Origin of the sequence: uncultured Fretibacterium sp. (genome assembly GCF_963544685.1) — a bacterium.
GTDB lineage: Bacteria > Synergistota > Synergistia > Synergistales > Aminobacteriaceae > CAJPSE01.
On record NZ_CAUUGJ010000017.1, the window covers coordinates 16,873 to 29,516 of the forward strand.

Annotated in this window: 12 protein-coding genes; 6 read left to right on the forward strand and 6 right to left on the reverse strand. The window is 49.7% G+C overall.

What is annotated here, in order from left to right:
* The first annotated feature begins 24 nt into the window (after positions 1 to 24).
* Genes ABLA28_RS03025 through ABLA28_RS03035 form a run of 3 tightly spaced genes read left to right on the forward strand, consistent with a single transcriptional unit; the run spans position 25 to position 3,330 of the window.
* A complete protein-coding gene (locus ABLA28_RS03025) occupies positions 25 to 1,158 on the forward strand; it encodes an SIR2 family protein (protein WP_347712455.1) in 1,134 nt (377 codons plus the stop codon).
* A complete protein-coding gene (locus tag ABLA28_RS03030) occupies positions 1,151 to 3,001 on the forward strand; it encodes a DUF87 domain-containing protein (protein ID WP_347712456.1) in 1,851 nt (616 codons plus the stop codon). Before ABLA28_RS03025 ends, ABLA28_RS03030 begins: the two co-directional genes overlap by 8 nt.
* Before the next feature lie 17 nt (positions 3,002 to 3,018).
* Positions 3,019 to 3,330, forward strand: coding sequence for a hypothetical protein (locus tag ABLA28_RS03035; protein ID WP_347712457.1), 312 nt, complete (start codon positions 3,019 to 3,021; stop codon positions 3,328 to 3,330).
* On the opposite strand, the gene ABLA28_RS03040 is transcribed toward ABLA28_RS03035, so the two are convergent.
* From ABLA28_RS03040 to ABLA28_RS03065, 6 genes are all read right to left on the reverse strand, one after another.
* Positions 3,277 to 3,825 (reverse strand): IS3 family transposase, encoded by a 549-nt coding sequence (locus tag ABLA28_RS03040; RefSeq protein ID WP_347712458.1) that lies wholly within the window; start codon positions 3,823 to 3,825, stop codon positions 3,277 to 3,279. The two genes, ABLA28_RS03035 and ABLA28_RS03040, sit on opposite strands and share 54 nt — an antisense overlap.
* 409 nt (positions 3,826 to 4,234) lie before the next feature.
* Positions 4,235 to 4,561, reverse strand: a complete 327-nt coding sequence (locus ABLA28_RS03045) for a transposase (protein ID WP_347712459.1) — start codon at positions 4,559 to 4,561, stop codon at positions 4,235 to 4,237.
* Entirely contained in the window at positions 4,558 to 5,628 is a 1,071-nt protein-coding gene (locus ABLA28_RS03050; RefSeq protein WP_347712460.1) for a hypothetical protein, read from the reverse strand. The genes ABLA28_RS03045 and ABLA28_RS03050 overlap by 4 nt, the downstream gene beginning before the upstream one ends.
* 264 nt (positions 5,629 to 5,892) lie before the next feature.
* Positions 5,893 to 6,159: a Txe/YoeB family addiction module toxin gene (locus tag ABLA28_RS03055; RefSeq protein WP_347712461.1), complete on the reverse strand. Its 267-nt coding sequence runs from the start codon at positions 6,157 to 6,159 to the stop codon at positions 5,893 to 5,895.
* Positions 6,159 to 6,413 carry a type II toxin-antitoxin system Phd/YefM family antitoxin gene (locus ABLA28_RS03060; protein ID WP_315101314.1) on the reverse strand — a complete coding sequence of 85 codons (255 nt, stop codon included), beginning with the start codon at positions 6,411 to 6,413 and terminating at the stop codon, positions 6,159 to 6,161. The genes ABLA28_RS03055 and ABLA28_RS03060 overlap by 1 nt, the downstream gene beginning before the upstream one ends.
* Before the next feature lie 133 nt (positions 6,414 to 6,546).
* Positions 6,547 to 7,062, reverse strand: a complete 516-nt coding sequence (locus ABLA28_RS03065) for a S26 family signal peptidase (protein ID WP_347712462.1) — start codon at positions 7,060 to 7,062, stop codon at positions 6,547 to 6,549.
* Between the two features lie 513 nt (positions 7,063 to 7,575).
* Here ABLA28_RS03065 and ABLA28_RS03070 point away from each other — a divergent pair.
* From ABLA28_RS03070 to ABLA28_RS03080, 3 genes are all read left to right on the forward strand, one after another.
* Positions 7,576 to 8,856 carry a WG repeat-containing protein gene (locus tag ABLA28_RS03070; RefSeq protein WP_347712463.1) on the forward strand — a complete coding sequence of 427 codons (1,281 nt, stop codon included), beginning with the start codon at positions 7,576 to 7,578 and terminating at the stop codon, positions 8,854 to 8,856.
* 21 nt (positions 8,857 to 8,877) lie between these two features.
* Complete coding sequence (locus ABLA28_RS03075) at positions 8,878 to 11,220, forward strand: hypothetical protein (protein WP_347712464.1); 2,343 nt, start codon at positions 8,878 to 8,880, stop codon at positions 11,218 to 11,220.
* A gap of 10 nt (positions 11,221 to 11,230) precedes the next feature.
* Positions 11,231 to 12,644 (forward strand): calcium-binding protein (locus ABLA28_RS03080; protein ID WP_347712465.1); only part of this gene is annotated, 1,414 nt, incomplete at its 3' end.

Sequence of the window (12,644 nt, forward strand, 5' to 3'; positions counted from 1 at the left end):
GCAAGGAAGCGGAGGTTTCATAAAATGAGTGAAATCATATGCTACAAAGGGAAAGAAGAAACAAAGCTCTCATTGGAAGCTCTGCAAAATGAGATGGCACAGTATCTTCAGATGGATAACCTAAGCTTTCTTATTGGAGCTGGCTGTTCCAGTAATATTGTGAACGGTGAGGAAACTGGCATCCCAGGGATGGCTGCCCTTTACAATAGCTTTTTTGATGAGAATCAGGGATTCGAAATTGCTGGGCAGGAAGCTGCCAAGAAATTTGATGGTAATCTTGAAAAGATGTTAGAGACCCTTGGCGCAATACAAGTCGCTAATCAATTAGTAGATGTTGATGATGAAGCGGATCAGAAAGTATTAAGTATTCAAAATTATCTTTGTGGACGCATTATGGAAGGGCTGGGAAGCGATACAGTTAAAGATATTTACAAGGCGTTTTACTCAAAAATAACCCAGCGATCACGCAAGTCCCCTATCAGCGTCTTTACAACTAACTATGATCTATTTAATGAGATGGCATTAGACGAGCTTGGCTTCCCTTATAATGATGGATTTTCTGGGACATACAGACGCAGATTCAATCCCGTGAGCTACAACTATATGTATGTAGAGAATATGAATTTAAATAGGGACGTCTGGGAAAGGGTTGCGTCTTTCTTTAATCTGGTAAAACTTCACGGGTCTATATCGTGGGTGAAACGCGATGGAGAGATATGGGAACAGGACTATAAAAATATTGGTCAAAATGAAACTGTTATGATCTATCCCACTCCGTTAAAAGATAGATCAACGCTGATGACCCCGTACTCAGATCTTTTCCGCGCGATGGAAAATAGAATAGTACAAAAGAACAGTACTCTGATCGTCCTCGGATATAGCTTCAGCGATGATCACATAAATAGAGTGATATTAAATGGGCTTTCTGTACCTTCATTTAGATTGGTTGTGTTTGGCAAAAGTGATAATATCGACCGACTAATTCAGCTTGGAGACAATAGAATTACCGTTATTCATTCAGGCGATAAAATTCATTATTTCGCGAATTTTGTGAAAAGGGCTCTTCCTTTGATACATCCAGATATTGCGGAGGAAATGGAACAAAAGCCGATTGAAGAAATAATTAGTCGGTTTGAATCGGAGGGACAGGATGAATAGCCGTAGTATAGGAAAGCTGATTTCCGTTAGCCAGAAGGGGATTATCGCTGAGATATATTCCGACCTCGGTAATTATATTAATACGTCAGACGGTGTTCGCTTTGTTGGAGAAGTTGGCTCTTATATTTCTATACATGACATAGGAAGAACAATCATCGGTGAAATTACCGGTGTGGCTGAGAAACCAGATTCTGCAAGTGGTGAATATGCGAAACCTAATAGTAGCCGCCAGATTTACATTGGTCTGATTGGAGAAATTGTGGCAAAAAAATTCCGCTTTGGTGTTTCCAAAATGCCACTGATCTTTTCTGAAGTAAACATTATTTCTGCGTACGATTTAAGGACTATGTTGGAAGTTGCAGATGATGAAATCGAAGTTTCTGAAGGAAAGACGCGAGCTACATTGCTTTCCATTGGAAGGTCTGTCATCTTTCCAGATTATGATGTAAAGGTCAACATAGATAGATTTTTCGGTTTCCATTTTGCCGTATTCGGAAATACAGGAGCAGGAAAATCCAATACGATTGCAACAATCATTCAAGAAATTTACAGGAAGACCAATTATTCCGCCAAGGGTTCAAAGTTTGTCTTCATTGATTCAAATGGTGAATATGATAAAGCTTTTGGAAAGTTAAATGAAGATAATCCTGATATTATGGTTAAGTCTTTTGTGGCTACGGATGATACAGTTGCTAATAATCGGTTAGAGATTCCAGTATGGGCACTTTCTGCAGACGACTGGGCAATATTGTTACATGCAACAGAACGAACTCAAGTACCTATTTTGAAACGTGCTATTGATTTGGCAAGAATTTTCTTCGATCCAACTAACACAGATGAAGCGGTAAAAAACCACGTGCTTGCAAGCACATTGGTTGGAATACTTAACAGCTCGGACTCATCTCCGTCTAAGTCCGATAAGTTGAAAGCTGTGCTTACAACGTTTCACACGGATACGATCTCTTTGTCGAGTGCTGTTAATGGACAAACGAAAATTTCAGATGCGATTAGTGTCAATTATGGACAGCTTGCAGATGCATCAAAATTCATAGAGTATTTGACCCAGTATATAAGAAGTGACATTGGTGATTTATTGCCCAAAGGAAGCCAGGCTACTTATTCAATTCAGGACTTTTATCAAGCTGTTCAGTTCGCTACGTTATACGAAGGGAGCATAAGTTCTCAACGCATTCAAGAATATACATCGACTTTGGTGACAAGACTACAAGCTTTGCAAGACGGAATCCAGGGCAGAATACTAACAAAAACTGACTACGAGTCCATAGATGAATATATCGGCTTTATATTAGGCGAGAATCAAGTGGTTAATATTGATGTCAGCCTCCTAGATGACGCTTCGGCAGAGGTTGTTACAAAAGTCATGGCAAAGCTTTTGCTAGATTATCTTAAAAGACGATCTCAAAAAGCGGATATGCCCGTTAATTTTGTTATTGAAGAAGCCCATAGATTCGTGCGTAATGAAACAAACTATGGGCCAGTTGGATATAACATTTTTGAAAGAATCGCAAAAGAAGGCAGAAAGTTTGGCCTTCTGTTGGGAATATCTTCTCAGAGACCCAGTGAGCTTTCAAAAACTGTTGTGTCGCAGTGTAGTAACTTTATCATTCATAGAGTACAGAATCCTGATGACCTGCAATATATTACCAAGATGGTTCCGTATGTCAATCAAGGCATGATCGAAAGATTGACTTATCTGCAGACAGGAAATGCGCTGGTGTTTGGTACGGCGATTAATTTGCCGACTCTTACCAGATTTGCCGAGGCAAATCCAAAGCCAGATAGTGAAAACGCAAAGATTTCTGAGAAGTGGTATGTCGAATAAAATGAAGAGGTGAAAGAATGTTCAACGCCGGAGAATTTGCCTTTGATAGAGCATCGGGCAATACCGTGCAGATATTGGAGCGCATTGAAATGTGGGGCTATACGTCCTACAAAGTTTTTGATTCCGCTTCCAGCAAGGTTTACAGGGCTACAGAAGAACAGCTGCAAAAAGGCGGAAACGCCGCGCAGTATGATGAGAATTACCTTCGATATGTGACGCTGCTTGCTAAGGTCAAGAATGAAACTTTCGGCGGCTTTCTACAGTGCGTCCCAATGTCAAGACACGAAATGAAAAAAGAAGCGAATGGCTCCTTTCTTTTCGATGTCTGAGAGCTCCATCTCTGGGCAGGACTCAAGCAGCGTTCTCGCTCTTCTGCTGTTGTACACCTGCTCTGGTGTCAGACCGCCAAGAGCCTGGTGCGGGCGAACGGCATTGTAATCCGCGATATACGCCCCGACCCCGAGCCGCAGGCTTCGCGCGTCCTCGTAAGCCTTGATGTAAACATCCTCGTACTTCAAACTCCTGAAAAATCGCTCCGTGCGCACATTATCCAGAGCCCGTCCCTTACCGTCCATGGATACCTGCACTCCACAGCTCTTCAGTAGCTTCAGATACTCTTCATTGGTGAAGTGACTGCCTTGGTCGGAGTTGATAACGCCAGGTCTTCGATGGGACAGGGCCCGATTCAGACAGCGCATGACAAAGCTCTTGTCCAGGCTCACGCTGACCTCATAATCCACTATACAACGACTATACCAGTCGATGACAACAAACAGATACAAAAAGCCTTTCCTTAACGGAAGATACGTGATATCAACCCCCACACTTGATCCACACGGTCAAACATCAGCCTTTTCAGAAGATAGGGGCGAACATGCTCCGCATGAAGCCTTTTGCTCAAGTTGGTCTTGGGATAAAGCGCAGCAATCCCCATCGTTCGCAGTAGGCGGCGGACTCGCTTGCCATTGAGCCTCGGCTCCCCGTTGTTCCGAAGGCACGACGTCAGCTTACGGTAACCCCACGCAGGGTACTTCATGTACAGCTCGTCAAGTTGCCTCTTCAAGGTCAGATTTGCCTCGTTCTTGCCGTGCGACAGTTGCTTCCCCTCCTCCTTGGCGCAGCGGTAAACGCTGCTGCGATTGGCCCCTGCCAGTTCACATTGGCGTTTGACGCAAATTTGCCTCTCAGATAGGGAAACGAGTGCGGTGCGCTCCGTGGGGGCCAAAGAGTTCGTCAGATTTTTTTGAGCCAGTCACACTCAATCGTGAGTTGGCCGACTTTTTTCTGGAGAGCCTCAATCTCCGCGTTCTGACGGGTGATTTCCTTGTCCTGAGCTGTAGGCCCTTGTTGAAAGACCGTCTGTGCCCGTTCCTGAAATACCCTGTGCCATGCACTCAAGGTTGCCGGGGCTATTTGATACTGTTCTGCAAGCTCATTGAGGGTCTTGGCCCCTCTCAAAAGCTCCATGGCCACCTGCGCTTTGAACGTCGACGAATAATTCTTCTTCTGCTTGCTCTTAGGGCTATTATATTCGCTTCTCCCCCCATCTCTATGTCTCACTTCTGGGGAGCAGTATAGTTTTGCTTCATGTTTTTTAAAGCCTTGACCTTCTCCAAAGTCAAACCCGTAGCCTCAGCGATTCTGGCCAAGTCCAATCCCATCCGAAGCAGGTTTCGTGCAGTCTCCATCTTGCCGAGCTGAATCCCTTCGGTTTTGCCGAGTTGAATGCCCCTTGCCTCTCCGAGTTGAATGCCTTCGGTTCTGCCGAGTTGAATGCCCTTTTCAATGCCTTTTCGTTCCATGATGCTGACGTACATACGTCCCGCCTCCTTTGCCTGTTCCAGTGCGTTCTCCCATTCCTCGTATTCCCGCGAGCTTTCGTCCTCAGTCAGATGAATGACGCCCTCCATGAAGACCAACAACTGTGCCTTGTCTGCGTGAGACCATCCCCGCTCATCCAGGAGTTCCAGCATCTCTTTCAGATAATCCAACTTGCGCGCCTCGCTACCTCGGCTCTTCCATGCCCGAAGTCCTGCAAGATGCGCCCAGTCGAAGGGATTTTCACTTGTTTTCAGCGTTTCCTCGTCCCCTTCGAAGATCCTGAAGACCGGGAATTCGTAACTCACACGGGTTCCGTACCCCTCCCAGCGGTAGGTCCCTGAGGACTGAGCTTTCGACAAGGGTTCGATGAGGAGGGCCAAAGCGATCACAGGCCTTCGATATCGCCCCTCCAGCAGTCCCCGATAACGATGCATCCGCAAGGGAAAGTCCTCATTACCTCCACGTCCCTGTACCTCCGCATGGAGCAGTATCCAAGTGTTCTCTCCAGAGCGAAGCGGGACATCTGCCAAGAGATCGACGAAACGGTTTTCGTCGGGTTCTCCGCCTTCCGGTTTTCGAGTGAAACGGGCCAGCCGGCGCAGTTCCTTATCGAGGAAGATGACCTCTCTTTTCCCGTCAATATCCCGTGCCAGGTCGGGAAGAAGAGAGTGGAGCATGGGAACAAAGAACCGAGCCAGCAGGTCTTTCCAGAGTAGATCGTCTCGTCGGGGTTCGCTACCATGTTTTTCCCCGTAGCGGAGTTCTCGTTTATTTTCCTCGTGGTTCATAGCCTTCCCTCGCTTCATGCTCCCCATCCTGTCTGCCCATAGTATAGCAAAGATCAGGGGCGTCCTGGTTGAGTGGTATTCACGAGGACATACTGAGCAAGTGTGCAAAGTTTCCTACAAAGTTTTTATGAGCAAACCCATCCAATTTCCTCCATTGACAGGAATAAAAACATTTGATATTTTGACCTCAGATTTCCTTTTCTTTCCAAAGAGCCCTATATGTAGGCTGCAATGACCTTGACGCTCATAAGGGAAAGTCTTCTCGTTTCGAAATGATGAAGCTCAGTCCTGATAGTGTCCGCGGCACGACAGAATCTTGAGGCGGTCATCATCGAGTCGATAGACCAGACGATGTTCGGCCGTAATGCGGCGACGGAACTCGCCCGATTGTCCCAGGAGCTTTTCTGGTTTGCCGAGTCCGTCCATCAGGCCGTTTCGATGGATACCTGCGATGAGGGCTTTGATTTTGACCAGAATTTTCCGGTCGCTCTGCGCCCAATAGGTAAAGTCCTCGAAGGCCGTCGGCAAGAAGGCCGTGTCCTCGTGCATCAGAACGCCTCGAGCTCGTCAGGGGTCATCACAACCCCTTCGCCGTTGTCCAGCTCTTCACGGCTGCGCCGCAGTTTTGCCAGATAGCGGTCGTTGTTGAGCTGGCGATTGTATTCGGCAAAGGACACCACGACCACCTGCGGCTTGTCGTGTCGGGTGACGATGAGGGCCTTGTTCGTTCGCTCCACATCGTCGCAATAATCTTTGAATCGTTCCCGTACTTGAGTTGCCGGTGCCGTATCGATGACGAGCATGAAAGATCGCCTCTCTATATGTACTGCATAAAGTACTTTATGCAGTACATATTTTAGTGCTCTGTCTTTTTTCCGCAAGGGGGATGTTGCATTTGATGGCGGCAAACTGTCCGATATCCCCTTGCCGGCTCTTTCAAAAAATTGCTACAGCCGTATGGGTTATGTCTGTCCTCCTCACCGGCCCGAAGTAGCGGCTGTCGAAACCCTTTTCGGGGTGCGACACGAGCCAGAATTCTCCGGCTTTCAGAGTATAGGGCGTTGGAAAGGCCCCCAGGGGTCTTCCCTGGGAATCCGCGCTCAGAACGGTCAGGGGCCCCATATCCCTACCGTCCACCCGAAAGCGTCCGCCGCTCAGAGATACGGTCTCTCCGGGCAGGGCTCCGACCTGCTTCACCATGGGATGAGCCGTCAGGTAGCGCCGTGCCGTTCCCTCCGAAATGGCCGGATTGTCGATTTTCCTGTAGTCCGGCATGAGGAGCTCTCCACGGGAGAGGGCTTTCCCCTCGGGGAGGGCTGCGATCCTGTAAAGCCGGTGAGGGAGAGAACCGGAAAGGTTTACCCTGACCCCGGAAAAGTACGCGATACACAGGAATACGACACAACACAAAAAAGCCGTGCAGGATAAGGATGCTCGTCTTATTCCGTCCAAACGGCGTCACCTCCTTTATGAGGACAGCATACCCTGACCTGATGCCCGTTTCAAATCACAAGAACCCGCCTCTCCTGAAACCGAGGGTGGCTGCATCCTGACCGGATACGCCCCTTCTTTTATTCCTCATGCACGGGATTCAAGTATGGCTCCCACCTCTTTCTTTTCATTGTATTCAATATCTCACTTCGTATGCCTCGAGACAACTCGATGACCCAATTTGGGAGATCCGTCGAGGTTTTGCCTATCATACACTTAATCCATCTGCTCTGTTGACAGGATAAATGATATCTGATAGTTTTGCCTTGGTTTTCTTTTTTCGTTCAAAAATTGGTTGTGTCGCGTTTGCTCCTTTTCCCGATTCCCTGCCGCTGGCGTGCTTTTGGGTTTCAGGGCGGCGGGTGAGATCAACGCCGAGAGGCGGGCAAGGCAAAAATTGAAGAAAGTTCCATAGCATTGTTTTGTTTTTTTGTTGCACTGGTTGCAAATCGGGAAGGAGTGAAACGGTCAGGGATGAATAAGGTCCAGGAAGGAATCAAGGGGCGCAGTGGAAAATATCTCATCTTGACGAGCGGCATTGTTTTAAGCATGTTGTTGCTTGTTGTGTTTGTGTTTTTCCATGGGCGGGCAACCTCCACGAGGACGGACGTCTCCTTCGAGTGGCTGGTGGAACCGATTTATGAAGAGGCTTGGCCCTTTCAGGATGGCATTGCATGGGTGGAAACAAAAAAGTTTAGATTATGGACTTTAATAGATCAAAAGGGGAATGTTATTAAATCAGATATAGATGCCGTGAGAATTATGCCGTATACAGACGATAGAGCGCTAGTTTTAGAGTCTGAACGAGGAGGAAAAAATCTAACCCTTTCTGAGCGTCTATTCGATGTTCGCTATGGTTCCTTCCTTGATAAAGCAGGGAATATTGTTGCATCTGGATACGAAGACGCCAAAGATTTCTCCAGCGGCTTGGCCGCTGTACAAAAAAACGATAAGTACGGTTTTATTGACACGGAAGGAAACCTTGCAATTCCCTTCCAGTATGAGTGGGCCGGAGGCTTCGTCGGGGACCTGGGGGGCGTCGGCAAGGACGGAAAATACGGTTTCATCAACAAAAAAGGCGAGACCGTCGTCAATTTTGTCTTCGATATTCCCTCCTTGGATGTTCCTCCCTATTATCCTCGGCACAAATTGCAAGCTGTGAAGAAAGGCTGCATGCGAGGCCTTTTCAACGAGCGTGGGGAATGGGTTGCGGAGCCGAAGTACGAGCGCCTGTATTGCGGGGAGGAGCCCTTGATCGGTCTTCAAAAGGAGGGCAAGGTGGGGTTCGTCAACCTGAGCGGAGACATCGTCATCGACTTTCAGTTTATGGGCATTCCAGTGAGCAGCGATTCGGATCATCTTGGATCGGGAAGCCTTCCCTATTGCTACCGTTTTTCCGAGGGAAGAGCGATTGTCCTGATGCCTCCGAAATGGGGCAGTTCAGATTGGTACTCCGGTTATGGCGTCATCGATATGGAGGGAAAGCTTCTCTTTACGTTCGAGTCGAACCCATATGGGCTATACAGTGAAGGGTTTCTGGTTGTGCAAAACCCGAAAGAGAAAAAGGCGGGGCTGTTCGATCGGGAGGGGAACTGGATTCCCCTTCCGATTGAGGTCTGCCTTCTTTTTCCAGGAGTAAGGTTTGAAGTCAAGAATAGTCTACTCAATGTTATGACCTCCAAAACCAAAAAAATGGTGGATTTCAGGAAAAACAGGGGCGATTTCAAGGCGGGTTACCTGAAAGTCATTAAGTAAAAATGGGGAGAGGTGATTGTTATGGGAAAGAGCAACAAGGAGGCAGCACAGGAATATTTTAAGAAATATCTGGAGATACTGGGAATCCCTGATGAGGTCATAGTGGTTCATCCTTATGACCCTGCTGCTTCTTTTTCCTTACCCGAGTATAAAATACTTTTTTCGGAGTATTTAACGAAAGAATATCAGTATACCCAATTTTGGTCTGGGATCACCAATATCGCTCTTCCGTTCATCAAGGGAGGACTTTTGGGTGGTGGGCTCGCTAAAATTTACGATTTTTTCAAGTATGAACTGGAAAAGCGGTTTAACGTTTCAGGAGAGGCTTTCGAGCTCATCGATTTTATGGAATGGAAAAAAGATGTGAGTGAGGCCTTTAAAACGGATCTGAAGAGACCGGATCTGACGAACAGCTTCGAGAAGTACAAGGATCTTTTGGTGGATAAGGCTATCGACAGTGTATTGTCGCAGCATGAGGATAAAAATGTCGATAAGTTTGTGATGTCAAGTATAGATAAAATTTTGTTGGATGACCATGCCTCAAATAGACCAATATTGTGGGGAAAACACCCTACAAAATTGTATTTCGATAGGATAAAAGCATTGTCTGAAAGCCTGTCCTCCGAGCAGACGATATCACTGGACATACTGAAACGAAACTTCGTCAGGCAGTACGTGGACGGAACGGAATGGCTTAACGATACGATAGATAAGGCATTGAGCGAGGTGTTGGGTTTATTACCCATAGGAGGCAACAACAACATATCGCCAACGCCCGGGAAGAAAATCGAGAGCGATCTGGCTCATGCTTACATGCAGTTGATCAACTGGTCTGCATTGGGGAAACTGCCGCCCGGTGTCGGTTTCGACCCGAAGAACGATCCCTTCCCGGAGGACCCGGACAGGCTGGATGACTACATCTCAAAAAACTTCGAACTGAAAGAACAGTTTGAGATCGGCCATGTGAAAGGCAGCGTATTCAAGGCTCCGGGGCTTGGCTTCTTTATGGTCTTTGACGATCCTGAGAACAAAGTTCTGGAAGGAATCCAGAGTGCAAATCTTGGTGAGGGAATCAATGGGGTGTTCCGGCACTTCATCGACCCTGCCTACAGGGTCTATCGTCGTGTGCTGGAGACTTACCGAAACCAGGGGATATCGAACGACAACCTTGTACTTATGGGCTACTCCGGGGGCGGCGCGATCGCGAGCGTGTTGTCTGCGGCGCTGCACATGGGGGCGTTCACGGAGGACTCCTCTGAAGGGGCCTATGGACACTACGACCCGGCATTGGCGGCCTACGGTTGGAGCCTGGACGGTGCGGGGAAGATCATTGATAACCGTCCTGCCGTTACCGTAAACGCATTGACCTTCAACGCGCCACCAATGGGGTGGGTTTTTCAGAAGCCTGTCCTTGAAGGGAATGAAGACGATGTGAACTCCTATCGTTTTGTATATCCCGATAAGGACATCAAGTATCTGAAGAGAGCAAAAGAGGCCCCAGTGACGAATTTCGGGATGAGAGAGGATAAACATTTCTCTCAGGGGCGTTCGAAGTTCCGAATCGGTAAGAAGAATGAATATCTTTTCGGGAATGATGGAAAGCTCCCGTACGTGAAAGGGGCCATCGACTGGCATGACCTGGACACGCTGGAGCTGGCCTTTCAAGAAGCGCCGAAGCAGGAGGAGGACCCGGAGAAGCCCGGGGAGGGGCTCAAGCAACCAGATGACGGTGCACCGCGTCGGCCAAGCCCCGAGGTGCGCCAGGACCCGCTTATCCTGGACTTCAATAGAGATGGTAAGGTGAGCACGACGCCTGGCAAACGGTACTTCGACATGGATGCCAACGGAGTGGCGGAGCGGGTGTCGTGGGCGGCGTCGGGCGACGCTTTCCTGGCCATGGACCGGGACGGGGACGGAAAGATCACGTCGGGGCGGGAGCTGTTTGGCGACCACACGGTGATGTCGGACGGGCGCGTGGCGTCGAGCGGATTTCAGGCTCTTGCGGACCTGGACGGCAACAAGGACGGGAAGATCGACGCGTTGGACGAGGCGTTCGGCCGCCTTCGGATATGGTCGGACCAGGACGGGGACGGACGGTTCGAGGACCACGAGCTTGCCACGCTGGACGAGGCGGGCATCGAATCGATAGGGCTGAGCTACACGGAACAGCGTACGGATGACGAGAACGGGAATCAGGTTGTGCGCACGGGCCAGTTTGTCTGGAGCGATGGGGAACGGGGCAAGGCCAGCGAGTTTTTGTTGGGGCGAGACACGATTCACTCCTTGGTCGGGGAGAAGATGGACGAGCCCAACGATGTTGCCGCGCTGCCGGACCTCCCGGGGCGCGGTTTTTTGTACTCCTGACGGTTCTGCCATGGCGGACCTCCTTTTGGGTGAAGATGGGGACGACACGATTAACGGTCAGGAGGGAGACGATTCCCTCATCGGAGGCAAGGGTAACGACACGCTGCAAGGTGGTGCCGGAGACGATTCGTACATCTGGAATCCAGGAGATGGAAACGACACCCTGCACGATGTTGATGGTGCCAATGTCCTTCAGATAGGGGACGGTATCGACCCGTCCCGGGTCGAGGTTCGGAGGGATGGCGACAGCTTGGTCCTGGTCTTCCTCCAGACCGGAGAAAAGCTTGACTTTACCGATTGGTACGGAAATGCGAAAAGCCAGTTCGCCGAGATACGTTTCGCGGACGGCACGGTGTGGAACAGAGCGGAGATCAACGCGATGAACCCGGTGTTTCACGGGACGGACGAGGGCGAGACGCTGCGTGCCTCGAAGGGCTCCGACCGGATATACGGGCATGGCGGCAATGACGAGATATACGCCGGAGCGGGCAACGATACCCTGATCGGCGGGGCTGGGAACGACACCCTGTATGGTGAGGCTGGGGACGACACCTACGTTTGGGGCATTGGGGACGGCAACGATACGATCGATGACGGTGCGGGCATCGATACCTTGAAAATCGGCAGCGGAATTCTGCCTCAGGACGTAGTCCTGAAGCGTACGGGCAAGAATGAGGCCGACCTGACCTTCGTTATGGGCAGTTCCGGAGAGCAGGTCACGGTTTTGAAATGGTTTTCCTCCCAGGACCACCAATTGTCCCGCATAGAGTTCTCGGACGGAACCGTCTGGAGCCGCTTGCAGGTGATGGGTATGATAGGGGGCAGTCCGGAGGGAAGCGAGAAAAACGACGTCCTCCATGGCAGCTACCTCAACGATACCCTGATGGGGCGCGGCGGAGACGATATGCTCTATGGATATGGCGGAAAGGATACCCTGAGCGGCGGACCGGGGGACGACCTCCTGGAAGGCGGCGAGGGAGACGATACCTACATCTGGAATACGGGAGACGGCGAGGATACCCTGAGCGACAACGTCGGCAGGAATATCCTGAAACTGGGAGAGGGGATATCTCCCGAGGCGGTACAGATCCGGCGTGTGGGAAGGGATCTTTCCCTGGTTGTGGGAAAGGATGAAGAGCGCATTACCGTCCGAAACTGGTACTACGGGACTTCGAACCAGCTTGCGGAGGTCCGGTTTGCCGACGGGACGATCTGGACGCCGGATCGGATCAATGCGATGTCCCCTGTTGAGGAAGCACCTCGTGAGGGTGGAAGTGCCTCGGGATCGTCGGGAGACGATGTTTTGTTGGGCCGATCAGGAAACGACACTCTCTACGGCAACGGCGGCAACGACGTGCTGGAAGGGAAAAAGGGCGACGACTACCTGGACGGCGGCTATGGCGACGACACGTATGTCTGGAACG